The organism is Planctomycetia bacterium, assembly GCA_015200345.1.
Taxonomy (GTDB): Bacteria; Planctomycetota; Phycisphaerae; order UBA1845; family UTPLA1; genus PLA3.
Genome location: CP054187.1, coordinates 870,037 through 895,061, shown reverse-complemented (window position 1 = coordinate 895,061; position 25,025 = coordinate 870,037). Strand labels below are relative to the sequence as shown.

The window sequence follows — 25,025 nt, the reverse complement described above, 5'->3', positions numbered from 1 at the left end:
TCATGACCACCTTTGCGCAGGACGTTTCGTTTGAGACCTGGACCGGCCGCGTGGTACGGAAGCTGCGCCGCCGGCGAAATGAGACCTGCATTCACATCCTGGCCTATCACAGCATCTCTGCGCGTGCATCGGTTTTCACGGATGGAACGGGACTGCGACACGAGCCGGCCGAGTTTGAGCGGCACCTGGACTACCTGCTGGCGCACTATGAGCCGATGCGTTTGAGCGACATCGTCGCGCGGATGGAGCGCGGCGAGGCGGTTCACCGGGCCGTGGCGATCACGCTCGATGACGGCTTTGCCGACGCGTTGCACACGGCGGGTGCGATCACGGTTCGGCGGCGCGTGCCGGTGACGATTTTTCCGGTGACGGGGGTCGTGGGGAATCAGGATCTCTTGTGGCAGCACAAGCTGGCATGGCTTTGCGCGAACGGCCACGGGCAGCGCGCGGCCCAGGCGCTGGCGGCGGCAGGATTGGGGTCGCGCGGGGAGGCGGAATCGGTGGAGTCATTTGCGCGCCGATGTTTTCAAGCGAATCTACCTGACTTGCTGGAAGACGTCGTGCGCCGCGTCGGAAGCAGCGGGCGCGAGATCGCGACGGCGCTGCGGCCGTATCTGGAACCGGAGGACATCGCCCGGGCCGAGCCGGATTTGTTTGAGTTCGGCAACCATACGCACCGGCATGTCATATTATCGGCACTGGATGAAGCCAGTCAGCGTGCGGAGATGGAAACGGCGCGCGATCTGCTGCGAGACTGGACCGGGGCAGCGCCGATTGCGCTGGCGTACCCGTTCGGATTGAAGCGGCACTACACGCCGCGCACAGCGCAGTTGGCCGTCGAAACGGGGCATCGCGCGATCCTCGATGCGCGCCGCCGCGTCAATATGACCGGTCGCACGCGGGCAACCGAATTAAGTCGCAAGCCCGCACCCGTTGGGTCACAGGTGGAGTTCGAAATGATGGTGGAAGACTGGCCGATCAATGCGGCTGAACCGGGGCATGCGTGATGCCGAATCGATTCGAACCAACTTTGGGCGACCGATCGATTCCCGGCGGCTCGGCGCCCGTGCTGGTCGTTGCGCCGTACATCGGAGAGTTCGGCTGGGAGCTGATGAACTGGCAGGGCCGCGTGCGCTGGGAAGTGTCGCGTGGCACGTGGCAGCGCGTTCTGATCTGCGTATCGCGGGGTCGGCAGGCCTTGTATGAAATGAGCGAAGCTTCGCATGACCATGGCACGGCAGCGCTCAACGTGCGCTTTGTGCCAGTGGAGACGGCGGATGCGCCAGGCGAGGCGAGCGAGGACCATCGCATTTCGGCCGATGGACGGCCGTTGGATGGCAATCGCCTGACGGATTATGTACGGTCGCGGTGCGTCGCAGCATGTGAAACAGCAGCCGAGCAAGAGATTGCTGACGCATTGCGCAAAGGGGAATCATCCCGCGCGCACCTGCTGATGCCGGGGTTTCAAGGGGCGCTTTGGCCCGCGACGGTTCGGCATCAGCGGTTTGTGTCGTATCGTCGGCCGCGCGCGGTGACGCTGGATGTGTTGCTGGTGCCGCGGACACGCAGTACGGCGGTGGAGCGCAATCTCCCGGCGGCTTGGTGGGAGGACCTGGCAGGTCGGCTTCGCGGGCGCGGGCTTCGCGTGGGGAGCTATGCTTCGACGCTCGACGAAGCCATCGAGCAGTTGTCGGCGTCGCGGCTTGCGGCGGGGGCGTCGACGGGTGGCCTGCATCTTGCGAGCTTGTGCGCGTGTCCGCATTTTGTGTGGGGCACCGGTGACGAGCGGCGTTGGACGGGACTGCGCATGACCAATCAGCAGCGCTACGAGACGCTGTGGAATCCGCTGGGTACACCGTGCCGGTATGAGCCGTGGGGCTGGGCGCCGGCGATTGATGCGGTCGAGCGCGGAATCGTCCGCGCGCTGGAACAGATCGGGCTGTCCCGCGACGCCGGCGCGCGGCGCGATGCGACATACAGCCGATGGCGTGCGGCGTGGCGTGTGCGGCGGGGCCTGTCGCGTTTGATGGATATGCCGGCGGACAGCGTGGTTCCGTGGCGGTTGCGGGAATTCGTGAGGAACAACGTGGTATGACGGATCGAACCTCGCAACCCGGCCGGCGGCGCGTGCTGCTGTTGAGTTATCACTACCCGCCGATGGGTGGGAGCGGGGTGCAGCGTGCCGCGTTTTTGGCACGGCATCTCTGCGCGCTGGGCTGGGACGTGCACGTGCTGCGGGCCGGGCATCGTCATCATCCGCTGCGCGATGAGACGCTGGCGGAGCATGACGGCGCGCTGCCGGGACCGGTGGTGCACGACGTCTTCGGGTGGGACTCCGGCGGTGCGGCGGCGAAACTGGCCCGATGGATTCCCGTTGCCGGGCCGCGCACCTGGGTGGAGGATAGAATCTACTGGCGTCTGGATCGATGGCAGCGCCGTTCGTGCGGCGCCGAGCCGCAGCAGTGGTGGGCAGGAGCGGCGATTCGCGCGGCGGTTCGGCTGGCGCGGAGCGCGCCGCTTGACGCGGTGATTTCCACGTCGCCGCCGCATTCGGTTCACCGGGCGGCGATGGGCATCGCGCGGCGGCTGGCGGTTCCCTGGATCGCCGATCTGCGCGACCCGATCACGGACAATTTTGCATATCAACCGCGAAGCATCGCCGAGCATGAGCGATGGGTTGCGCTGGAGCGCGACATCGTGTCGCGCGCCGCGGCGGTCGTGGTCACGTGCGAGGACTTGAGAGATCACCTGCTCGCGCGGCACCGGAGAGGCCATGCGATTCAGGTTATCCCGAACGGCTACGACGAGGCATCATGTGAGAAACACGGTGCAAACCGCGATGGGTCGATGGCGTCTCTTACAAGACCCGGCGGGTCGACGTCACTGTGCATCACCAGCGTCGGTTCGTTCTATCGCGACCAGTCAGTGGGCCTGCTGCTGTCGGCCTTGCGACGGGTCAACGCCGGGGCGAGCGAGCCGGGCGTGCGCTGGCGAATCGTTGGAAGCGTGTCGGGTCAACAGGAGCAGTTGTTTGAGCCGGACGATTCGCGCTTTGTGGAGCGCGTCGGGTATGTGTCGCACGGTGAGGCGCTGGATGCGATGCGCCGGGCTGACTTGCTGTTTCTCATGACGCCGGCGAACGCGGGGGGAGCGCTGTGCATCCCATCGAAGACGTTTGAGTATCTCGCCTCGGGGCGGCACGTGCTGGGGGTTGTCCACGCGGGAACGCATTTGGAGCGGATCCTGCGTTCCGCCGGTAATACGACACTTGTATTACATGGCGGCGGGGCAGCCGATGACCTCGTCCGCGCGCTGGAGGCGTGCCGATCGCGCTTCATCGCCGGGCAATTGCAGACCCCGCGTGATACCACGTTTGTCAACCGCTTCACGCGCCGTGCGGTCGCGATGCAATTCTCGTCGCTGCTTGAGGCGGTGAAGGATCGAAGCGGAATGAATGCGACTGCCGCTGCGCGAGAACTGACGCGGACGCGGTCTCACAATCCGGAAGGCGCGCCGGCGTCGCAATCGAGCCGCACACAGGACCGGGGGGCGAAGCGATGAGAGTGCTTTGGCACATGCCGACGCTGCGCACGAACACGTGCGGACTCTCCCGCCGTGCCCTGCGATATGCCGGCGCCTTGCGCGAGGCCGGTCACGACGTGACGTTCCTCGTGCAGGCCGACCGCACCGATGCCGAAGCGCGAATCAAAGAGTTCCCCGTTCTGCGAGCCGACGTTTGTCACGCCGCAGCGCCGCACTGGTCGCTTCAGGCCCTGGCCCGCCGAACAACGGCAAGCCGGATCGTGCGCGGGTGCGCGATGGCGCACGACCTTTTCATCACTTGCCAGCCGGAAGCGGTCCTCGCGCAGGAGTCCTGCCGATCGGGGGTGCCGTGCGTGTTCGTGTGCGGCGGATCGACGCTACTGCATGACGAGGCCGGCGCCGTGCGGCTGCTGGAGCGCCGCGGCGGCGCACGACGAATCTGGAATATCGCGGCATTCACAATTGATCGCTGGATCAAGCGCGATTGCGAACGGCGCGCCATGCAGTGCGCCGATGCCGTGGTGTTCAACAGCCAAACAACGCTGCGCCAAGCGCGTCAAACCTATGAACTGGACAGTCCCCGACTCACCGCGATTGTGGGGGGCGTCGACACGGTAGAGTTTCAACCGCCGACGGAATCGCAGCGCGCGGCGGCGCGTGCGGCGATTGGCGTGCCGAACGACTCCTTCGTGGTGGCGTGGACCGGGCGCATGGCCGCGGAGAAGGGCGTCGAGCGATTGCTGGAAGCAATTCGCTCGGTTGATCGATTGTCGGTGAACGTGCTGCTCGCGGGGGACGGACCGCAACGGCCGGCGTTGGAGGATTGGACGCGTCGGACCGGGATTGAAGGACGCGTTTGCTTTGTTGGAGCGTTGGGAGATGTGCGGCCTGTTCTGCACGCGGCGGATGCGTACGTGTTTCCGTCCATCGGCGAATCGTTCGGCAACGCGCTGGCGGAGGCGATGGCGTGCGGTTTGCCGTGCATTGGGCTGCGGCCCGACGGGCACGGTGTAAAGAATGCGAATATCGAGTTGCTCGACAACGGTCGTGCGGGGCTGCTGGTGGACGCGGATTCGCCTGGCAGGCTTGCCGACGCCATCCGACGGGTCGCCGTGAACGAACCGCTTCGCGCGGAGCTGGGTCGGGCGGCGCGAGATCGAGCGGTGGCGGCGTTCTGCTGGCGCGCGGCCGAGGCGAGTTTTGTTCGACTTGCGGAGCGCGTGGCGCACGTCGTGCGCGTCGTGCGCGGTGCTGACCGGAATCAGGTCGATCACAATTCCGCGTCGGCGGCGTGGGCGTCGGGATATCAAGACAGGCTTTTGCCAGGCACGCATTCGGAACGCGGCGCCGCCGCACGCGAACGCCTGCAATGGCGTACAACGTGAGGCCTATTCCATGCGTTTTGCCATTTACGTCGGCATCCTGATCGCGATGATTCCCCTGGTGTTCACGCGGCCGTTCTTCGGCCTTTGCGCGTACCTCGTGGTGTCCATCCTTCAGCCCAAATATCTTTGCTGGCAACCGGATTTTCAGGATGCGTTTCTGATCGGGTTGCCGCTGGTCATTGGTGCGGTGGCGATCGGCGTCAAACGGCAGAGCGTTCGCCCGGTGCAGGATGCGCACGGCCAGGTGATCGCGCTCAAGACGGTACAAGAGCGCGCGCCGCTGTTTGAAATGGCATGGCCGCTGCTGGTGATGGGGTTGCTGATCGCCTACATCGGCGCGACGCGCCCGCTGTCGGAGTATCCGCTTTCCGAGACTTCTGCGGCGTACCGAAGTTTGTGCAAGGTGTTGATCGTTACCGCGATTCTGACGGGGATGTGCGCCGAGGCCAGGCGGTTTCGAGTTCTGTACGGCGTGGTGGCGCTGTCCGCCGCATTCTGGGCCATCAAAGGTGGTCTGAAAGTCGCACTGCTGGGTCCGCACCAGGTCTATGGCAAGACGTACGATAACAACTTGTTCGCGTTGACGTCGGTCATGGCGCTGCCGATGCTGTTTTACTTCGGGCAATCGCTGGCGAGGCTTCGCTGGCGATGGTTGTTTGCCGCGGCGTCGGGTTTGACGTGTCTGGCGATCCTCGGATCGGGCTCCCGCGCCGGGTTTCTCGCGCTCGCCGTCGTCCTCTGGTGCATGGCGTGGAGCAGCAAGTATCGGTTTCGCGCGATCGCAGCGGTTTGTCTGTTTGTTGGAATCGTGTATCTGGCCGCCGGGGCGGAGGTGCGAAACCGCGTTGCATCGATCGTCAACTTCCGAGAGGACAAGTCCGCCAGCTCGCGCTTCGTCACCTGGACCGCCGCACGCGACATGCTGGCCAGCCGGCCGATCCTTGGCGTGGGCTTCGGCAACTTTGAGTCGGCGCGCAAGGCGGCCGGTGGGAGCGGCAAGGCCGCGCACAACATCTTTCTGGAGGCAGCGGCTGAACTGGGGCTTGTGGGCGTGTCGATGTGGTTGCTCTTGATCCTGGGAAGCATGTTCAGTCTTTGGCGCTTCATGCGCTGGTCGCGGCGTCTGCCACCCGATTTGAAATGGGCTTACCTCTGGTCGCGGGGGTTGCTGCTGGGAATGGTGGCGTACTGCGTTCACGGTTTCTTCCACAATGAGGAGTTTCTTGAACTGATGTTAACGATCATCGGCATGGGTGTGGCGCTTCAGGCCGCCGTGCATCGTTCGTGGAGCGAGCGAAGACTGCGTCGCGAAGCTGGTTTTCGTGCCGCCGGAGCAAGCGTCGCATCGCCTGCTCGTGAGCGCGAGGCAGAATCACCGCAACCGGCCTGGCATCCCGGTGTGCTCGCATCAGGCCGGCCGATGATGCGATAAGGGAATCAAGTCGCGTAGCCGGGTGAATGCGCCCAGTTGGTGTGCAGTCGGATCGTTGGGACGTCAACCTCGCGCGTGCGCGTTCCGATTCGGCTAGAATTCGGCCGATGTCCTTTTCGGTTTACTCCAATTCACGCGTGCCGTTCGACGTGCTGCATGAAGACGCGGCCCTGCTCGTGGTCTACAAGCCGGCGGGCATCGTGACGCAGCCCGGTAAGGGGCACGAACGCGATAGCCTGTTGAACGGGCTTTTTGCGCGCTACGGCAACGCGTTGCAGAATCTCGGCGAAGACCGCGGATGGGGATTGTTGCATCGGCTGGACCGCGAAACGTCTGGCCTGGTGCTGGTCGCGCTGCGCACGCGGGCGTATGAGAATCTGCTGGACCAGTTCAAGCGGCGAGCGGTGAAAAAAACCTATTATGCGATCGTGGCCGGAGTGCCTCGAACGCGGCAGGGCGTCATCCAGTTGCCCATCGCCGAGGTCGTCGGAACGCGCAAACGCGCGGTGGCCCGGCGCGACGGCAAGCAGGCGATCACCGCCTACCGGGTGCTTGATTCACAACCGCAGGCGTCGCTGATCGAAGCCATGCCCAAGACCGGCCGCCTGCACCAGATTCGTCTGCACCTGGCGGAACTCGGCCACCCGGTGCTGGGAGATGAAATGTACGGTGCATCGCGCGGCAAGGGCGCGGCGTCGCCGCCGCCCGTTCGGTTGTGTCTTCATGCCGCGGCGCTGTCGTTCATTCATCCCGAGGATGGCCGGCGCATGAACGTGTCGTGCGCGGTTCCGGCCGATTTTCTTGCGCAGTGCAAGCGGCTGGGATTGAGATTTCCGCCGTCGTAAAAAGCAGGGGAAAGATGCTGCGGATCAGCGGCTTTCCGACAGAATCCTGTGCAGCTTCTTGAGGGCCTCGGCCTCAATCTGCCGAACGCGCTCGCGCGTCAGGCCGATCTTCGCACCGATGTCCTTGAGGGTCATCGGCTCGGTGTCGTCGAGGCCGTAGCGCAGCTTGAGAATGATCGCCTCGCGATCGCTGTCCAGGCTGGCGACGAGTTCCTGGAGTTTCTGAATCTCCGATTCGTCGAACAACTCCTCACCCGGCTCGGCGGTCTTTTCATCGGGGAGCATCTCGGAGAGGAGCAAGCCGCCGTCGGAGGAGGCGGATTGCGTCGGCGCCGCATAGGCCTTGAGCGCACGCTTGATGATCTTGACTTTCCGCTCCGGCAACTCGAGCCGTTCGGCGATTTCCTGCATCGTCGGTGTGCGGCCAAGCGATTCGTTCAACTCGGTGTGGGCCTGTTTCCAGCGGGCGATCAGCTCCACCATGTACGCCGGAATGTGCACCGGCTGCACGGCGTTGATCAGCGCGCGCTTGATCGCCTGCTTGATCCACCAGCTCGCGTAGGTGCTGAAGCGCGAGCCCATGTCGGGATCGAACCCTTCGACGGCGCGCATCAGCCCCAGGTTGCCTTCCTCGATCAAATCGGCGAGCGGCAGACCCCGATTGGAATAGCCCTTGGCAATGTTGACGACGAGCCGCAGATTGGACCGGATCATGCGCTCACGGGCCGCGTTGCCCTCGGCTTCGAGCTGGTCCTTTTCCGCGAGGGACAGCTCGCCGCGCGCGAACTTGGCCGAGGCCGCCATGCCGCGCGCGATAGCGCGTGCGAGCTGCTTCTCCTCGTCGGCCGTGAGCAGCGGCGAGTCGTTAATCTGCTTGAGGTACTGATGCAGTCCCGGTTCGATCGGAATGACAACGGCCTCCCACGTGCAATCGGTCCTCGGACCGGACATCTTCCACCGACCAGACCGGCCGGCAAGCCGAGCACTCGGGTCGGATGATGCGAAGCTCCGCGCGAATCGACCCGCTCGGACGACGGCTCTATCGGCGCGCTGGACCAGCGGGTTCGACAAATCTCACGGGAGTGCACGCTCGACGCCGGCCTGTGTCCTTGAACCGGTCGGGTTCGATCGGCTTTTCGGACGGCGGCCAGCCGCGCGGACCCGGCTATGACCGGTTCGCCCATAACCCGAGCGAACCGGGACGGGTGAGTATAGGCGCGTGATTGAGTTGGTCGGCTTATTCGTTGGATGATTCGCCGGACTTCTGCGCGTCGGAAAGGAAGGCCGTGCCGTCGATGATGCCGGTGGTTTCCTCGCCGGTGCTGCCGTGCAGGCCGCCGCGGCGCTGCTTGGGAGCACCGCCGGACTTGCCCTCCTCGCCGCCGCCGTCGGAGGCCCAATCGGCCCGCTTCTTCGAGAGACCGATCTTGCGGTCCTGCGTATCGACGCGGAGGATCTTGACCTCGATCTCCTGGCCGATCTCGACTTCCTGATGCGGGTCGTCGATGCGGTGATCGGTCAATTCCGACACGTGCAGGAGACCTTCGAGGTCCTGCTCCAGTTCCACGAACACGCCGAAGTTGGTGATCTTCGTCACCTTGCCCTTGACGATCATGCCCGGCACATAGCGATCGGGGACGGCGTGCAGCCACGGATCCTCGGTGAGCTGCTTGAGGCCCAGGGCGATGCGCTGCTTCTCCTGATCGACGCTGATGACGACGCACTTGATGTCGTCGCCCTTCTTGAGTATTTCGCTGGGATGGCTGACCTTCTTGGTCCAGCTCATGTCGGAGACGTGCAACAGGCCGTCGATTCCTTCCTCGATCTCGATGAAGGCGCCGTAGTTGGTCAGGTTGCGCACCTTGCCGGTGACGACCGTGTTCGGCGGATACTTCTCGGCCACGCGCGTCCACGGGTTGGTCTCGGTCTGTTTGACGCCGAGGCTGATTTCCTGCTTGTTCTTGTTGATATCGAGAACGACGACCTCGATCTCCTGGCCGACGGTCAGCATCTCGCTGGGGTGGCTGATGCGGCGGGTCCAGGACATCTCGGAGATGTGAACGAGGCCCTCGATGCCGCCCTCGAGCTTGATGAACGCGCCGTAGTTGGTGATGTTCACCACCGTGCCCTTCACTCGGCTGCCGACCGGGTATTTCGCTTCGACCTCGTCCCACGGGTTGACTTGGGTCTGCTTGAGGCCGAGGGCGATTTTCTCCTTCTCCCGGTCGATCGAGAGGACTTTCACCTTTACCTTCTGGTCGATCTTGAGCAGCTCGCTCGGATGCCCGACGCGATCCCAGCTCATGTCGGTGATGTGCAGCAGGCCGTCGATTCCGCCCAGGTCGATGAAGGCGCCGAACTCGGCGATGTTCTTGACCGTGCCCTCGCGGATCTGGCCGACCTCGATGTCGCCCATGAGTTTGCTCTTCGACTCGGCGCGTTCGGCTTCGATCAGCTTGCGGCGCGACACGACGATGTTCCGCCGATCGGTGTCAATCTTGAGCACGACGGCTTCGATCGTTTTGCCAAGGAAATCACCGACATCCCCAGGCCGACGCGTGTCGATCTGGCTGGCCGGCAGGAACACGGGCACGCCGATGTCAACCAGCAGGCCGCCCTTGATCTTGCGGACGCACTTGCCGCTGACCTTGTCCCCTTCCTTGCAGTTCTGGAGGATTCGCTCCCAGCCGCGGATGCGATCGGCCTTGCGCTTCGAGAGCAGCACGACGCCCGTGTCGCCTTCCATCTGCTCGAGCAGGACTTCGATCTCGTCGCCCACGTCGATCTCGGAGGGATCTTCCCATTCGTTGAGCGGAACGTAGCCCTCGCTCTTAAGGCCGACGTCGACAACGACTTCGTTGCCGCTGATGCCGACGATCTTCCCCTTGAGGATCGACTCGGCTTTGCATTCGGAGATGACCGTGCCCAAGGCCGCGTCGATCGCGCCTGCGCTGGCATCGGCGCCGAAGGCCGCCTTGAGTTGCTGATTGATCTCGTCGTCCGATACGTCGATCCGGGCGAGCATCTCGTTGTCGATGATGTGCGTCATGAAGGGAGACTCTCTGGTTGCAATCATCCCGGCTGGCCTCGCGCCGGGAGTCGGCAGCGCGGCCGGGCGGCCCGGATCAGTGAAGACCCGCGCCCTGGTAGTTCCTCCCAATCTCCGTCAGCGGACCAACCGCCGGAACCGGCCGGGCAGGACAAGCCAAGCCCCGTAGTCTATCGGCGTGGGCAGGGGTGTGCAAACAACGCGTTCGGGCGGGCGTTCCGGCGGGCGTGAGAAATCCGGCGGCCCGGCGTTATAATTCAATAGATGTTGAAATATGCGGCCGGCGATTGCTGGTGTGCTGCGGCGCGTCGGCCCTATTGCCGGTGGCGTTAACCAGCCATCAGGATCCGTCGCGGCGGCTGGATGGACGGTTCATGTTTGGTTTCCAGGAAAGCTTCAAGGCCCTGGCGGACCCGACGCGGCGGGCGATTCTTCGCGCGCTGCGAAACGGGCCTTGCAACGCGGGCGAGCTGGCCGAGCGGCTGGGCATTGCTCCCAATGCGCTGTCGTTTCACTTGAAGGTGCTCAAGACCGGCGACCTGATCACCGATCGCCGGCAGGGTCAGTTCATCGAGTACTCGCTGAACACGAGCGTCGTGGACGATCTGATTCGCTTCTTCATGGAGCACTTCAGCAACGGCGAGAACAAGGGCGTCTCGTCTGATTCGAGTCGATCGACGGGGCGCGGACGGGAGGAAGTGACCGGGGCGAATCGGCCGGAGTCGGACGAGCGCCATCGCGGTCCGCGCAAGCGACACAGGAACCATCGGGAGAAACGGTCATGATATCGCGCAATCAATGTCTGTTGATGATCGGGATGATCTTTGCCGGCGCGGCCTTCGGCGGCGCGTTCTACAACACGATGCCCGACCCGGCGCCGACGCACTGGAACCTGAAGGGGGAAATCGACGGCTACGGTCCGCGGTGGGTGGCGGCGTTTCTGATGCCGATCATCGCGACGGGATTGATGGCGCTTCTGGCGGGGCTGCCGCTGCTCGGACCGTTTCGTGAGAATTTTATGCGATTTCGCGTGACCTATGGTCGCATCTGCGTCGCGGTGCTGACGCTGATCATGGCGATTCACGCGGTGTTTGTCCTCGGCGCGACGGGGCGGACGATGCAGATTGGGGCGACGCTCTCGATCATCCTGGGCCTGATGCTTGCCGTGCTGGGCAATTACATGGGCAAGGTACGGCGGAACTTCTATGTGGGTATCCGTACGCCGTGGACGCTGGCGAACGAGGTCGTCTGGGAGCGCACCCATCGCGTCGGGTCGAAGATCATGGTCATCGTGGGCCTTGTGATTGCCGCGGCAGGATTCTTTGCGAACGACCTCGTGTGTTTCATCGTGATGATGAGCAGCGTGGGGTTCCTCGCGGCGTGGTCGCTGCTCTACTCGTTGATGCTGTACCGGCGACTGGGATCGCGCGATGATCTGAACTCGCCGAGCAAGGCGTGAACGCGGCGAAATCGGTGGATCGATGAGACCGGCCGACCGAACTTTGGGGGGCCCGCGTTCGCGGGAATGACGACATCGCGTCATCAATCGCTTCTCATTGTCCGCGCCGTCAGCGCATGAAAAAACCCGGAGCGAAGGTTGCTCCGGGTTCTTGAAGCACTCTTACAAACCGGGTCGTCTATGCCCCGGTCGCGGTCCTTTTGAATGCGGCCCGAATCAACCGCGAACGTCGATCAGCGCCGTCGCCGGGTCAGCGCGACCAGTCCGATGGCCATCAGGCTCAACGTCGCCGGCTCGGGGATGTACATCAGGCCGAGCAGGTTGCCGGTGCCGGTCGATCCGATGAGGTTGGCCTGGCCCGTCGCGCGGTCGATCTTGTAGAGATTGTCGGTGCTGTTGTCGACCATGAACAACGTGTCGGTGTCCCAGTCGTACGCCAAGCCGTTCGGATTGGTGGGCCCGTTCAACGTGCCGATGAGCGTGGCGGCGCCGGTCGCCCGATTGATCGTGTAGAAACTATCCGACCCGCTGTTGGTCGCATACAGGACGTCGGCGGCGGAGTCATAGCCGAGGTTCGTAAACGACGTCAGACCTGATGTGCCGATCAGCGTCGCCGCCCCCGTCACTTTGTTGATGTTATACAATCCGCCGTTGTGAGACGACGCGCCGTAGAGAATGCCCGTGCTTTCGTCGTACTCGATGCCGTGCATCACGACCGCCGAATCCCCGTATGGTCCGATGAGCGTCGCATTGCAGGTATTGATGTCCAACGTGTACACCGAATCGAGTGAAGTCGACGTCAAGTACACCGTGTTGCTAAAGCGATCATAGGCCAGTCCGCCGGTCGTTCCGGCGTTCGACGAAACCGTGCAGAGCAGCGTCTTCGCGCCGGTGTTCATGTCGATGTCGTACAGCGCACGACTGCTATCGACGGCGATCAGTTGCGGCTGGGCCATGGCGCCGGTTGCGGTGACCGCAAGGAGCGCCGCAGCGAGGGCCAGTGTGGTTCGTGTATTTCGCATAGGTTCATCCCTCCCAAAGTGATTCGTAGCGCCCGTGGACATCAATTGCTGATGGCCGCCCGGGCATCATTCATTGTAATGATAACGGTATCGTAACTCAAAATTGCCGGGCGAATCAAGCTTTTCGAGGTAAAATCCGCAGGAAATCCGACTCGGAGGCTGGCGCGTAAGTTCTTTTAGAGCTATGATTTGCCGCGATGGTAAATGCAAGCAGGTCAGGATTTTGGTAAACAATCTCTATGATACAAACCAAAACGGTCGTCGATCGCCGCAAACTGCGATTCCGAACGATTGACGAAGTCCTCGCTGATGTCGACCGCATTGTTGCGGCCGACAAGGCCGGCACGCTGCGCACCACCGGCAACTGGACGGCCGGCCAGGCGCTTGGGCACGTGGCAGCGTGGGCCAGCTATCCGTACGAAGGTTTCCCGCTGGGCAAGCTGCCGTGGTTCGTGCGGGTGATTCTCCGGATGATCGGCAAGCGCATCTTGCGCAAGGGCATGACGCCCGGGGTGAAGATACCGAAGGTGCCGGGAGGGACGTTCGGCATCGAAGTGATCAGCACGGAGGAGGGCGCGGCTCGGCTGCGCGCGGCCTTCGAGCGCATGAAGCGCGGCGAACCGGCGAAGTACGACAGTCCGGCGTGGGGTCCGATGACCGACGAAGACCGGATCGGCCTGAACCTGCGGCACGCCGAGTTGCATTTGAGTTTCCTGCATCCGTAATTTGTAAATGTGCGAGTTTTTCGACAGCCGTATTGCGCGGCGCACGCGGCGCGGCCCGTTCGTGACCTGCTCCCCAGGATTGATCCGGTTCTGATGAGAGTCTTAATTTCCCAGAGGGGCGAGTAGATTCTCGATGAAGCGCCAGAGACATGGCCTTGACCAGATGATCGCCAAGCCTTCGCCGGCAATGTAGAAATTATCTGCCCGTCGAACTGCGCGACGAGCCGCCGGAGCCGAATCGGCTGTTCGAGTTTCGATTTCCGCTGTTGCCGAAGCCGGAGCTGCCGGACCCAAATCCGCCGCCGCTGTTGCCGAAGCCCCCGGAGCTTCCAAATCCGCCGCCGCCGAATCCGCCGGAATTGCCAAACCCGCCGGAATTTCCGAAACCGCCGCCGCCGAACCCACCGCCGCCGAACCCGCCGCCGCCGAACCCGCCGCCCGACTGGCCGAAGCCGGAGCCTTGATTGCCGTTTCGGCTGTTGTTGCGGCTGTTGCGTCCGCCGCGGGCGGTGCCGCCCATGAAGCCCGTGCCGCTTCCGCCCGATGCCGCGCTGATCGGGCCTGAACTGCGCGACATGCCGGATCGTGAGCCGCCGCCCCCGGATCGACTGGACGAACCACCGCCGCCGCCGCGCTTCGCAACCGGGTTCCCCATCGGACGACTGCTCTCCATCATCTCCGCCATGGCGAACAGCTTGTCTTGCAAGACGAGTGTCAACATGGGAAACTGCGCCGCGCTGGACTCGAGGAAATCAAGCTTCGAGACCCGTGCGTTGGCCGGCGACTCCTTCACAAAGGCGTCATACGCCCGCACGAACTTCGCGTGCTCGGCGAGCAGCTTCGCGCGCTCGCTCGCGTCGCCGACGAAATCTCCCGGCAGCACTTCCTGATTCGTCGCGAACCAGAGATCGACCGCCTGGCGAAAACCGCTCGGGTTGCGCTCGCGCTCCCATTGGTCGACGATCTCGCTTGCCAGGTCGGGGCACGAGTCCGCTTCCACGAGTGCGTGCTTGACCAGTTGCTCGCTCGGCAGCCCCGGCCGCATCAGTTCCGCCTGCGTGCCGAGTTGCGAGGCGACCTGCTGATATTGCTGTGACGCGAGCTTGTTCTGTTGAAGCCGCGCTGCCCACGCGCGCGTCGCTTCGGCCGCCTCGTCGGCCTGACGCGTATGAAGACTGGTGATGATCTGATCGATCGCGGGCTTCTGGTCGGCATAGACTTGCCCCAGCAGGGCGGCACCGAGAAGCTGGCCACTCATTTGCTTGAGCAGATCAGGGTTCCGCACGACTTCGCGTGCCGCGGCTTGCAGCGCGGTCGGCGCCGAAGCGACCGCGGCTTCAACATTCGGAGCAGCGGCGAGTTGCGCCAGCACCTCGGGATGTTGCGCGAGCTGGAGCGCGGCCGATTGGGTTTCGGGCGGATAAGTCAATAGCTTGGTGAAGAGCTCGCGGGCATTCTGGCGGGCGGCATCGAGGCGCGCGTCGATCTGCGACGTGACGAAGGCAAGCTCCTGCCCGGGTGCGAAGGGCACGGAAGTAAGCAGGATGATTGCAGCGGCGAACGCGGGTCTTGAGCGCATAACTCGTTACTCCACAAGCGTGTAGGGCACAACTCTTTTATCGTCGGCACGCTTGCGCGGAATCCAAGCGCGGGCGACCTCTGTAGGCGACCCCCACGAGTATTTTATACCGGCGTGACCTCAATTCGTTTCAGAACACGTGACTAAACACGGCTTGGCCGGCTGCCGATACAAAGTAAGCGGTCCGTCGCTAACTCTATCGCTTCCAGCGAGTTAAGCGATTGCGAAGACGAAAGGACGATACGCAAATGGGAATTGTCTGCGCCCCGATCAACTTTTTTGCCGGCTTGCTCCAACTGACGGTGGATGTGTTCTATTTCTTCATGCAGATCTTTAACTTCGGCCCGACTCCGGTGGTGAGTGACGTGATCGGCTCGATCTTCGGCTGCAATCTCTGATCGAAACGAACCGCCGCGCTGGTTACGCGCCGGGCTTTGAGGTCGGCGCGGACGAGGTCGGGGTTTGAGAGTGCTCCGCTGCGTCCAGGAGGGGGACGGCGTCGGGTGATTCGGAGGCCGGTCGGCCGAACTCCTGCACCCAGTAAATTCCCAGATCGCCGCCGACCTTCACGGAGATGCCGATTTCGGTAAAGGCCGGGTCAAGGATGTTCGCGCGATGCCGCGGCGAGGCCATGAGTTCCGCCATGGCGGCATCAACGTTGGGTTGCCCGGCGGCCAGGTTCTCTCCGACTTTCCAGAAGGCATAGCCAAAGTTTGCCGCGCGGACATCGAGGGTCGAGCCTTCAAAGGGGTCGCGGTGGCTGAAGAATGCGCCGTCGATCAGGCGACAGGCGTAGAAATCTGCAATCTGCTCCAGGTCGTTCGACGGACGCAGGGGCGGCAGATCGCGCTTGGCCCGTTCGCGATTGATGGCGTCGAGCATGGCGCTCGCCCATCGCGCGCCATCCGGTGGATCGACACAGGAGCCGGGGAAGAGCGCGCGCGCGGCCGTCGCCGCGGGCTTCATCTCGGATCGGGAGAGTGGCAGCACGCCGTCCTCACAACCGGTCGCCAGCAAAAGCAGGCCGAGCGAGAGAGTCCGTCGCACCGGAAAATTGAAAGCAGATCGAATCACGTGGTCTCGCCCGATTGCGTACACCGCCTGTTTGCGGCATGGTCCCGTGTACGTGCCATCAAGCACCTGAACGGCTTGGCAGGTCGAATGGTTCGTACCCGCCGCCTCGGGCCGCAAACGGACCCGGCAATACCTATTCTATCGGTCGCGCGGGCAGGCTGTTCACTCAAAGGCCGTGCATTTCGTAATTCAATCTGCGAAAAGGAATTACGAGAAGGAGGCGGCAGCAGGGCGGGGGAACCGGGCGCTATACTTCGGCGAAGGGCCGGACAGTTGAACAGGGTGGCCACCGCCATGTCGCGGAGCATGCCGGGAACGCGAGAAAGCGCCGCGGTTTTTTCAATCGGGGGCGATTCAATGTCTGAACGGCGCCGCCGCACGATGATCGCGGAACAACTCGTGGCGCGTGGCATTCGCGATTCGCGCGTGCTGGAGGCAATGGCGGCGGTTTCGCGCGAGGCGTTTGTTGCGCCGCATCTGATCGAGCAGGCGTACGAGGACCGGGCTTTGCCGTCGGAAGCGGGTCAAACCATCTCGCAACCTTACATTGTTGCTTACATGACCGAGTGCCTTGGCGTGGCACCGGGCCATCGCGTGCTGGAGATCGGAACCGGCACGGGGTATCAGACCGCGATTCTGGCGCGGCTGGCTGCCGAGGTGTTCACCGTAGAGCGTCTCGCGGACTTGTCGCATCATGCGATGATTCGGCTGGCGGATCTGGAAGCACGGAATGTGCGGATGCGCGTGGGCGATGGAACGCTGGGCTGGCCGGACAAGGCGCCCTTTGATCGCATCCTGGTGACCGCCGCCGCGCCGGCGATCGTCTCGCCGCTGCTTGAACAACTCGCGGTCGGAGGCCGTATGGTTCTTCCGATCGGTCCGGCAGATCGGCAGCATCTCGTAGCGATAGACAAGCTGCCACACCGAAACGTGGAGACGCCATTGTTGCCTGTCGTTTTTGTTCCACTGGTGGGTGAAGCGGGATTTGCCGAGGCCGGATGGGTTCATGGCGGGTAACTCGCGGTGGGGAGCCTGTGAGAGAGGCGCGCTTCGCTTGCCGGGGCGGACGAAATCAATCAGACTACGACCGCGAATGCATGCCGTGGGTCGGGACGTTGGGGTCGCCTCTGCGGGCAATCAAACGAAAGGAAGCGCGATGTCGTTTTCACGTAGCATGTTGGTGGCTGGTTGGATGACGGCGCTTCTGTTGACGGGAGGCGCGTGGTCGCGCGCGGAGGAAGGGCCGCAAGACGATGATCGCGCAGCGCGCTTTCGCGAGGACATGAAGAGGACGATCCAGACCGCGCGGGACAAAGTCTTCCCCGCGCTGGTAAACATCCACGTCGTCACCGTGAATTACTGGGACGGCAAGGAGCAGAAGGGCCGCTCGGTCGGCAGCGGCACGATTATTTCGCCCGAGGGGCACGTGATCACGAACCAGCATGTGACGAGCCAGGGCAAGCGGTTTCGCTGCACGCTCGCCGACAAGCAGGAGATCCCCGCGACGCTGGTCGGGGAGGATCCGCTGACCGACCTCGCGGTAATAAAACTTGATTTGTCTAAATTGAAAAGCCCGGGCACGCCGCTGCCGACGGCGAGTTTCGGAAACTCGGACGAGATCGAAGTCGGTGACCACGTGATGGCGATGGGGTCGCCGCTGGCGCTGTCGCGCTCGGTGACGCTGGGCATCGTGTCGAACACCGAGCGCGTCTTTACCGGCAGCGACGACAGCGAGATGGAGCTGGAGGACGGCCAGCGGACGGGTCTGTTCACGCGGTGGATTCAGCACGACGCGCTGATTCACCCCGGCAACAGCGGCGGTCCGCTCGTGAACCTCAAGGGCGAGATCATCGGCATCAACGAGCTGGGCGGCAATTCCATCGGCTTCGCGATTCCGAGCAATCTGGCGGCGCACGTGTCGCGGCAGTTGATCGATCGTGGCGAAGTCGCGCGAAGCTGGATCGGTGTCAGCTTCAAGTCCATCGAAAAGACCGGGCTGGAAAAGGGCGTGCTGGTCAATTCCATCGTCAAGGGCGGTCCGGCGGACAAGGCGGGGATTCAGGCCGGCGATGTGATGCTGCGGTTCAACGGCGAAGCGGTGACGGTGCGATTCTCCGAGGAGATTCCACCGCTGATGAAGCGATTAGCGGATATCCCGATCGGCACGGAGCTGCGCGTGTCGTACGAGCGCGGCGGCGTCGTGAGCGAAGCCGTGATCGTGACGGAGAAGCTGCAAAAGGATCGCGGCGAGGAGACGGCGCTTCGCTCGTGGGGGCTGACGGTGCGGGAGATCACCGAGAAGCTGGCGCGCGATCGCAAGTTCGAAAGCACGCGCGGTGCGTTTGTCAGCAGCGTGCGTTCGGGCGGGCCGGCAGCGCTGGCCGAGCCGTCGATCGCCTATGGCGATGTGATACTGCGCATTGACGACAAACCGGTGGACTCGCTGGCCGAGCTGGTGGATGCGTACAAGACGATCATGAAATCCGATCCGTTGCCGGAGTACCTGCTGGTGGAGTTTGATCGCGAAGGGAAGCGGCAACTCACGCTGATCAAACCAAAGCCGGAGGAAGATGAGGACCCGCCGCGCGAAGTGCCCAAGGCATGGATCGGCGTGGCGACCCAGCCGGTTCTGGACAAGCTGGCCAAGAAACTGGGGCATCCCGAAGGCACGGGGTTTCGCATCACGCGCATCTATCCAAAGACCGCCGCCGCGGAATCGCCCCTTCGCGTGGGCGACATTATCCTGAAAGTGGGGGAAACGCGCGTGCGGCCGCGCGGCATGCAGGATGCGGGCCTGTTCGCGCGTCAGGTTCGCCGCTTGACGATTGATCAGAAGGTGGATTTGTCGATATTGCGCGACGGGCAGGTCGTCACCGTTCCCGTGACGCTTGAGCGCACTCGGCCGACGCAGGACGAGGCGCGCAAGGAGAAAAATCGTGACTTTGAGTTTTCCGTGCGCGAGGTGACGTTCTTCGATCGTGACGAGAACCGCTGGGACGAGACGATCAAGGGCGTGATCGTGACGCAGGTGGAGTCGGCCGGTTGGGCGGGGCTGGGCGGTCTGGAGTCGGACGATTTGATTCAGCGGATCGCCGGTCAGGAAATCAAGGGGTTGAAGAGTTTTCGCCGCGTGATGGATGAGATCACCAAGGCGCAACCGAAGCGCGTGGTGATGGTCGTGTTGCGCGGCGTGCAGACGCGGTTTTTGTACATCGAACCGGAGTGGAAGCCGGTTTTGAAAGAAGTCGACGAAGAGGCCAGCAGTCAACCCGCCGGCGGGGTTGGTGCAACGGGCACAACTCAACCGTCGGACGAGGAGTAACCATGCGAAATCAGATGGGATTCGGTGCCGTTGTGATGGCAATGATCAGCACGGCCCTGGTCGCGTCCGCGACCCAAGCAGACGACGGCGCGATGCTTCGCGATGCGGCATCCAGGTTCGCGGCACCGTTTGTCACGATCAAATTTGTGCTGAAGATGGAAGGGCAATTCGGCGATCGCGAAAATGAAACCGAGGCGACGGGCGTCATGATCGAGCCGGACGGCCTGGTCCTGGCGTCGAGCAGCCAGTTGGGCACGCCGCGGTTCATGCGACAGTTCGGCAACGCGCGGCCGACCGATTTGAAAGTGCTGATCGGCGACGACACGGAAGGACTTCCTGCGACGGTCATGGCGCGGGATACGGAGCTGGACCTCGCATGGGTGAAACTGAAGGAGCCGTCAAAGAAGAAGCTGGAATACCTGGATCTTGGGAAGTCGGTCAAGCCGCAGGTGGGGGATTCGCTCGTGTTTTTGCGTCGCATGGGCAAGTATTTCGACCGCGCGGTGACGGTGGGCCAGCTCCGCGTCGCGGGCAAGACAACCAAACCGCGCGAGCTGATCGTTCCGGGCGGCGGCGCGTCGCTGGAGCCGGGGCTGCCGGCGTTCACCGCGCAGGGCGAGGTGGTCGGGTTTGTTGTGCTGCAACTGCCGGATGCGGAGGAATTGGAAAGCAACTTCGGCGCGTTCGCCGGCCTGGGTCGCGACATCGGCTCGGGGCTGATCCTGCCGACGGCAGACGTCGTCAAGGCGACGGAGCGTGCCAAGCGCGGCGAGATCAAGGGCGACGCGGAGGAATCGGCCGCGGGGAAATCCGAATCGAAGAAGAAGCCGGCCTCGGATGACGATGAAGACGACGACAAGGCTGACGCGTCTCAGGCCAAATCGGCGCCGCAGCCGAAGCGCCCGGCGAACGATGACGACGACGACGAGGACGAGTAGCGATCTGCCGGCGTCGCGCCATCAAGCGCGGGTCGCAGCGAGGGCGCGATGCTCGGCGATGGCGTCGCGGACCTCCTGCATGACGACGTCTCCGTGAATCACGCCGTCGCGGAAGGTCACGACGCGCTGGGCGTGGGCGGCGATGTCCATTTCGTGCGTGACGACGGCGATGGTCAGGCCGGTGTCGCGATTCAGTTCCTGCATGAGTGCCATGATCTCGACGCTCGTGCGGCTGTCGAGATTTCCGGTGGGTTCGTCGGCAAGGAGCAGAACCGGGCGCGTGACCAGCGCCCTGGCCACGGCGACGCGCTGCTGCTGCCCGCCGGAAAGCTGGTTGGTGTGATGGTGCGAGCGATCGGCCAGTCCGACGCGGTCGAGCATTTCGGCCGCGAGGCGGCGGCGCTCCCGCCGGGATACTCCCTGATACGTCAGGGGCAAGGCCACGTTGTCCAGCACGGTTGTGCGCGAGAGCAGATTGAAACTCTGAAACACAAAACCGATCTTGCGATTGCGTAGCGCCGCCAGGTCTCGTTTGGACAGATCGGCGACATCGACGCCATCAAGCTTGTACATTCCGCGGTCAGGCCGATCCAGGCAGCCGAGCAGATGCATGAACGTGGATTTGCCCGATCCGCTGGGGCCCATGATGGCGAGGAACTGGTGGCGCGGGACATCGAGGCTGACGCCGCGTACCGCCGGCACGGCAATGTCGCCGACGTAATAAGTCTTGTGTACATCGTGCGTATGGATCAGCGCGTCGCCGCCGGCACGGTGCGATGGAGTCGCATCAGGCATGGTTACCCTCGCGGCGGCCGCATGGAACGGGACGGATCGGGCCGAGCGCTGCCGCCGCGCGCGCCCATGGCGCGATCGGTGATCACCAGCATGCCTTCCTTGATGCCTTCGCCTCGTACTTCGGTGAACACCCCGTCGCTCAAGCCGGTTTCGACTTCGAGGGGTTTCGCCTCGCCCTGGTCCGGGATGTAGACGCGCGGCTTACCAATCCTGCCGCGGACCATGCCGGCCGTGCCCGGGGCGGGCGGGTTCGGGTCGAACCGCAGGGCCGCGTTGGGCACACGCAGCACACCGGCGGCCTTGGCAACTTCGAACGTGACGTTGGCGGTCATGCCGGGGCGCAACGCGAGATCGTCATTGAAAACCTCGATCAGCGTGACGTACGTGACCACGCCATCTACAATTGTCGCGTTGTAGCGGATCTGGGAGATCTTGCCGGTGAACGTCCGCTTGGGGTAGGCGTCGACCGTGAAGATCGCCGGGCCACCTTCCTGAATCAGACCGATGTCCGATTCGGCGACGTTCGCATTGACCTGCATGTGCTTGAGATCGTTGGCAATGATGAACAACTCCGGCGCCTGGAGCGACGCGGCCACCGTCTGCCCCACGTCGATCGTGCGCGAGATCACCACGCCGTCGATCGGCGAGCGAATCTTGGTTCGCGCCAAGTCCACCTGCACGGCGCCGAGGATTGCCTCGGCTGATTTCACGCTGGCTTGCGCGCCTTGCCAGACCGCGCGGGCGGCTTCCTCCGCCGCGATGGCCACGAGCAACTCGTTTTCGCTGGCGTTCTGGGCCTCGGCCAGTTTCTCGATCCGGGCGCGTTCGCGCGCCGCGTCCTTGTGGCGTACCAGCGCCTCCGCCTCGCGCGCGCGAGCCAGCGCCAGATCGGCTTCGGCCTGTTGCACCGCGGTCACAAACCGGTCGGTCTCCAGCTCGGCGAGCAGATCGCCTTCCTTCACCACGGCGTTGAAGTCGGTGTACCAGCGGTGAATCTTTCCGCTAACCTCCGAGCCGACGATGACCTTGGTCACCGGCTCGATGGTTCCCGTCGCGGACACGGTCTGAACGACGTCGCCCCGGTCGATCTCTCTTGTCATGAAGGCGGAAGCCCCGTCGCCACGGGCGAGCCGGCTGTATCCGAAATAGCTCCCCGCACCGATCACGACCACCGCCGCCAATAAACCCAGCGTCTTCATCCGGTTCCCTGTACTCACTCGAAATCCGTGCCTGCGCGGCTGCCTTCGGCTCCGCGCGGCGTCATTCAGTTTGTTCAGCGCCGGAATTATAAGGCGATCCGTCCCCGTCGGCTAATCTTCAAAACAACGAGTCGCGGCAATACTGGCCTCCAAAGAGCAGGTCGTACTGCAACAGACGATACTCGCGCAGCCATTCTCCTTGTTCGTCCGGTTGGCGCGGGTTGAACTGCCCGGTGCCATCAATCTGAAACATGCCGGTCAGCACGGGCCATTGGTGTGACAGGTCGTTCAGGAAGCTGTGAAAGGGCGGAAGCGGTTCGCCAAGCAAAGTGAGAAGGCGCGGGCCGAGAAACTTGACCGACAACTCGGGCACGGCAATCGCGCCGCGGCGCGTGTCGTAGATCAGGATCGGCACCTGCCGGATTCGGTAGTGTTCCACCGGCGTCAGGCTTTCGGTCGCAGGATCGAGAAAGCCGGTGGCGCGATAGACGCCGAAGCGATTGCCCAGCACCGGGAGGTGATCGCCGAAGAACACCAGCACCGAAGGGCGCTCGCGCTTCTCCAGGTCGACGATCAGCCATTCGAGAGCGGCGACGGATTCGTGCGCGCCCTGCGAGTACCGCAGCAGCAGGTCGCGGTCCTCCTCTTCGAGCATGTCGGCCTGGATGGAAAGCGGCTCGTCGGGATAGGCGCCGGCCAGATAGGGCCAGTGATTCTGCATGGTCACGGCGAAGACGAACGTCTCGGACTTAGCCTGATTCAGAATCGACGCGATATCGCGCATCAGCGAAGCATCGGTGACATAGGAGCTTTTGCGCTGCGGCTCGACGAGGTCTTCTTCCCCGATAAACCGAGAGAAGCCCAGCAGGGGATAGACGCGATCGCGGTTCCAGTACCACTTGTAGTACGGGTGTATCGCCACGGCGTCGTAGCCGCGCTGCCCCAGCAGCCCTGCCAGGGATGGGATCTCGTGCATGACGTACTGCTGGTACGGATTCGACCCCGCCGGAAGCGGCGTCAGGCTCAAGCCGGTCAGGAACTCGAACTCAACGTTTGACGTCTGACCGCCGAACGACGGTGAGACGGCCGTCTGAAGCTTGCCGCCCGGGCTGCGCGCGCGGAGTTTGGCGAGCGGGTCCGGGGAAATTTTCACGCCGGGCAGAAGCGTCGGATCCCAGAATGCCTCGCTCATTACGACGATCAGGTTGGGGCGCAACGCCGACGTCTGGGATGAGGCGATAGGCGGATCGCCGTTGGTGCCGGTCGGCAGCGCGTCGGAAGCGGCGGTCCGCGCGCGAAGGGTCTCGGCCAATGCGGCGATGCGTCGGGCGCTGTAATCGGGGGGGCGTTTGACGAAACACAGGCGAGTATTGCTCGCAAAGGCGACGAGTTGCCCGTTGGTGCGATAGTTTTCCGGCTGATCCCATGGGAGAAGCCGGTACCAGTTTCGCAAAGTCGTGTCGTTATGAAAGACCATCGCATACGGCAGTGCTGCGGCAGCGAGACCGGGCACGAGCCGGTATCGCAGCTTCGCTCGGCCCTTCGGCAGCTTGATGACGCTCCACGCGCAAACTCCCAGCAGGATGGCCAGCGCCGCGCATTCCCAGACTGTGAGCGACGCCGCATCGGTGAACAGACCGGGCAGGTGCGTTACTTGTTTCGCGAGGAAAATCTCCCAAGGAAACAGCGGCTCGCCAAGCGTCTGCCCCTTGATGGCGCTGCCCAGCGCCACGAAGAAGGCAACGGCAATCGCCAGGATCGCTCCCAGCCGAAGCCGTCCGAGCAGCAACCATCCGATCATAAGTAGTGACAGTATTATGGCAGCATTCAGACTGGCTTCGACGGGATAGCGCCACACCCACTGAAACGGCGTGACGAGTGAATTCCGCGCGATGGACTCGGTCGCGAGTACCGTAACAGAACAATACAGGATGATACGAATCGGTGGCCCTACAAGGCGGCGAATCCAGGAGGGTCGGAGCGCGGGCGCGCGCACCGACGCATCGGTACTTGCAGGAGTCGGATTCAGGGGCACCGGCGCAGCGTCACCGCACGATGGAGGTGCGGCGAACGGACGTTGCGGCGAACCGTGCTCCAACGAGTGCCTCCTGCACAGGGCGAGACAGGCCTGGAACCCTCGCCACGTCCTGTGGTCCGCATCCTACACTACAAATGGCAATACTGTCATCATCAAAAGTTCACAAAATCTTCGCGCCACTCGCATGGTCAGAGAAGGATGCGCGTCGTCTCCGGCGGGCGCACGATGGCGTTGCCGATCGCTACGTCCTCGCCAGACTGATTCGTACACGCCACCATCAGGCGAATGCGTTTCGGATGAATGATCTCCATGACGGTCGCCGTGGCGGTGATGGTGTCGCCGATGAACACGGGTTGGAGAAATCGAATGTGAAGCTCGCCGAAGATGGTGCCGACGCCGGGAATCTCGCCGCCCAGCACGGCCGAAATAATGCCCGCGGTGAGAATGCCATGGGCGATGCGACGGCCGAACTTGCTGCGCCGCGCATACTCTTCGTCGATGTGCAACGGGTTGAAATCGCCCGACGCATCGGCGAACGAAAAGATGTCGCGCTCGGTGATCGTCTTGACAAACAAACCGCTGTCGCCGACTTGCAAGGTTTCGCGCGTGCGCGGGGTCAT

General features: G+C 63.4%; 21 protein-coding genes and 1 pseudogene. 13 read left to right on the top strand and 9 right to left on the bottom strand.

Going from position 1 to position 25,025, the window contains the following annotated elements:
* Nucleotides 1–2: 2 nt before the first annotated feature.
* The 6 genes from HRU71_03890 (at nt 3) to HRU71_03865 (ending at nt 7,205) form a co-directional block, all read left to right on the top strand.
* Complete coding sequence (locus tag HRU71_03890; GenBank protein QOJ02680.1) at nt 3–1,007, top strand: polysaccharide deacetylase family protein; 1,005 nt, start codon at nt 3–5, stop codon at nt 1,005–1,007.
* Complete coding sequence (locus HRU71_03885; GenBank protein QOJ02679.1) at nt 1,007–2,095, top strand: hypothetical protein; 1,089 nt, start codon at nt 1,007–1,009, stop codon at nt 2,093–2,095. Before HRU71_03890 ends, HRU71_03885 begins: the two co-directional genes overlap by 1 nt.
* Nucleotides 2,092–3,561 carry a glycosyltransferase gene (locus HRU71_03880; protein QOJ02678.1) on the top strand — a complete coding sequence of 490 codons (1,470 nt, stop codon included), beginning with the start codon at nt 2,092–2,094 and terminating at the stop codon, nt 3,559–3,561. Before HRU71_03885 ends, HRU71_03880 begins: the two co-directional genes overlap by 4 nt.
* Nucleotides 3,562–3,575: 14 nt before the next feature.
* Nucleotides 3,576–4,928 carry a glycosyltransferase family 4 protein gene (locus HRU71_03875; protein QOJ02677.1) on the top strand — a complete coding sequence of 451 codons (1,353 nt, stop codon included), beginning with the start codon at nt 3,576–3,578 and terminating at the stop codon, nt 4,926–4,928.
* 10 nt (nt 4,929–4,938) lie between these two features.
* Nucleotides 4,939–6,360, top strand: coding sequence for an O-antigen ligase family protein (locus HRU71_03870; GenBank protein QOJ02676.1), 1,422 nt, complete (start codon nt 4,939–4,941; stop codon nt 6,358–6,360).
* Nucleotides 6,361–6,467: 107 nt separating this feature from the next.
* The gene (locus tag HRU71_03865; GenBank protein ID QOJ02675.1) at nt 6,468–7,205 is read left to right on the top strand and encodes an RluA family pseudouridine synthase; all 738 of its coding nucleotides are present in this window, start codon (nt 6,468–6,470) and stop codon (nt 7,203–7,205) included.
* Nucleotides 7,206–7,229: 24 nt separating this feature from the next.
* Here the strand turns inward: HRU71_03865 and HRU71_03860 are convergent, their stop codons facing one another.
* Both HRU71_03860 and HRU71_03855 read right to left on the bottom strand, forming a co-directional pair.
* Complete coding sequence (locus HRU71_03860; GenBank protein ID QOJ02674.1) at nt 7,230–8,156, bottom strand: sigma-70 family RNA polymerase sigma factor; 927 nt, start codon at nt 8,154–8,156, stop codon at nt 7,230–7,232.
* Nucleotides 8,157–8,442: 286 nt separating this feature from the next.
* Nucleotides 8,443–10,230: a 30S ribosomal protein S1 gene (locus HRU71_03855; GenBank protein QOJ04910.1), complete on the bottom strand. Its 1,788-nt coding sequence runs from the start codon at nt 10,228–10,230 to the stop codon at nt 8,443–8,445.
* Nucleotides 10,231–10,628: 398 nt separating this feature from the next.
* Between HRU71_03855 and HRU71_03850 the strand changes: the two genes are divergently transcribed.
* Nucleotides 10,629–11,039 (top strand): winged helix-turn-helix transcriptional regulator, encoded by a 411-nt coding sequence (locus HRU71_03850; protein QOJ02673.1) that lies wholly within the window; start codon nt 10,629–10,631, stop codon nt 11,037–11,039.
* A complete protein-coding gene (locus HRU71_03845; GenBank protein ID QOJ02672.1) occupies nt 11,036–11,713 on the top strand; it encodes an SdpI family protein in 678 nt (225 codons plus the stop codon). The genes HRU71_03850 and HRU71_03845 overlap by 4 nt, the downstream gene beginning before the upstream one ends.
* 233 nt (nt 11,714–11,946) lie before the next feature.
* Here HRU71_03845 and HRU71_03840 read toward each other — a convergent pair whose 3' ends face one another.
* Nucleotides 11,947–12,735: a PEP-CTERM sorting domain-containing protein gene (locus HRU71_03840; protein ID QOJ02671.1), complete on the bottom strand. Its 789-nt coding sequence runs from the start codon at nt 12,733–12,735 to the stop codon at nt 11,947–11,949.
* Nucleotides 12,736–12,974: 239 nt separating this feature from the next.
* Here HRU71_03840 and HRU71_03835 point away from each other — a divergent pair, with 239 nt between their 5' ends.
* Complete coding sequence (locus HRU71_03835; GenBank protein ID QOJ02670.1) at nt 12,975–13,460, top strand: DUF1569 domain-containing protein; 486 nt, start codon at nt 12,975–12,977, stop codon at nt 13,458–13,460.
* 196 nt (nt 13,461–13,656) lie between these two features.
* Here HRU71_03835 and HRU71_03830 read toward each other — a convergent pair.
* Nucleotides 13,657–13,902 (bottom strand): annotated as a pseudogene (locus HRU71_03830) (TIGR03016 family PEP-CTERM system-associated outer membrane protein).
* 1,358 nt (nt 13,903–15,260) lie between these two features.
* Between HRU71_03830 and HRU71_03825 the strand changes: the two are divergent.
* Nucleotides 15,261–15,437 (top strand): hypothetical protein, encoded by a 177-nt coding sequence (locus tag HRU71_03825; GenBank protein ID QOJ02669.1) that lies wholly within the window; start codon nt 15,261–15,263, stop codon nt 15,435–15,437.
* Between the two features lie 22 nt (nt 15,438–15,459).
* Here the strand turns inward: HRU71_03825 and HRU71_03820 are convergent, their stop codons facing one another.
* Nucleotides 15,460–16,113, bottom strand: coding sequence for a CAP domain-containing protein (locus tag HRU71_03820; GenBank protein ID QOJ02668.1), 654 nt, complete (start codon nt 16,111–16,113; stop codon nt 15,460–15,462).
* 357 nt (nt 16,114–16,470) lie between these two features.
* Here HRU71_03820 and HRU71_03815 point away from each other — a divergent pair, with 357 nt between their 5' ends.
* The 3 genes from HRU71_03815 (at nt 16,471) to HRU71_03805 (ending at nt 20,373) form a co-directional block, all read left to right on the top strand.
* Nucleotides 16,471–17,130 (top strand): protein-L-isoaspartate(D-aspartate) O-methyltransferase, encoded by a 660-nt coding sequence (locus tag HRU71_03815; protein ID QOJ02667.1) that lies wholly within the window; start codon nt 16,471–16,473, stop codon nt 17,128–17,130.
* 139 nt (nt 17,131–17,269) lie between these two features.
* A complete protein-coding gene (locus HRU71_03810; protein QOJ02666.1) occupies nt 17,270–19,435 on the top strand; it encodes a PDZ domain-containing protein in 2,166 nt (721 codons plus the stop codon).
* Between the two features lie 2 nt (nt 19,436–19,437).
* Nucleotides 19,438–20,373 carry a trypsin-like peptidase domain-containing protein gene (locus HRU71_03805; GenBank protein QOJ02665.1) on the top strand — a complete coding sequence of 312 codons (936 nt, stop codon included), beginning with the start codon at nt 19,438–19,440 and terminating at the stop codon, nt 20,371–20,373.
* Between the two features lie 21 nt (nt 20,374–20,394).
* Here the strand turns inward: HRU71_03805 and HRU71_03800 are convergent, their stop codons facing one another.
* The 4 genes from HRU71_03800 to HRU71_03785 all read right to left on the bottom strand — a co-directional run bounded on the left by HRU71_03800 (nt 20,395) and on the right by HRU71_03785 (nt 25,025).
* Nucleotides 20,395–21,168, bottom strand: coding sequence for an ABC transporter ATP-binding protein (locus tag HRU71_03800; protein QOJ02664.1), 774 nt, complete (start codon nt 21,166–21,168; stop codon nt 20,395–20,397).
* 2 nt (nt 21,169–21,170) lie between these two features.
* Nucleotides 21,171–22,385, bottom strand: coding sequence for an efflux RND transporter periplasmic adaptor subunit (locus HRU71_03795; protein ID QOJ02663.1), 1,215 nt, complete (start codon nt 22,383–22,385; stop codon nt 21,171–21,173).
* Between the two features lie 100 nt (nt 22,386–22,485).
* A complete protein-coding gene (locus HRU71_03790; GenBank protein QOJ02662.1) occupies nt 22,486–24,168 on the bottom strand; it encodes an LTA synthase family protein in 1,683 nt (560 codons plus the stop codon).
* Between the two features lie 425 nt (nt 24,169–24,593).
* Nucleotides 24,594–25,025, bottom strand: a complete 432-nt coding sequence (locus HRU71_03785; protein ID QOJ02661.1) for a MaoC family dehydratase — start codon at nt 25,023–25,025, stop codon at nt 24,594–24,596.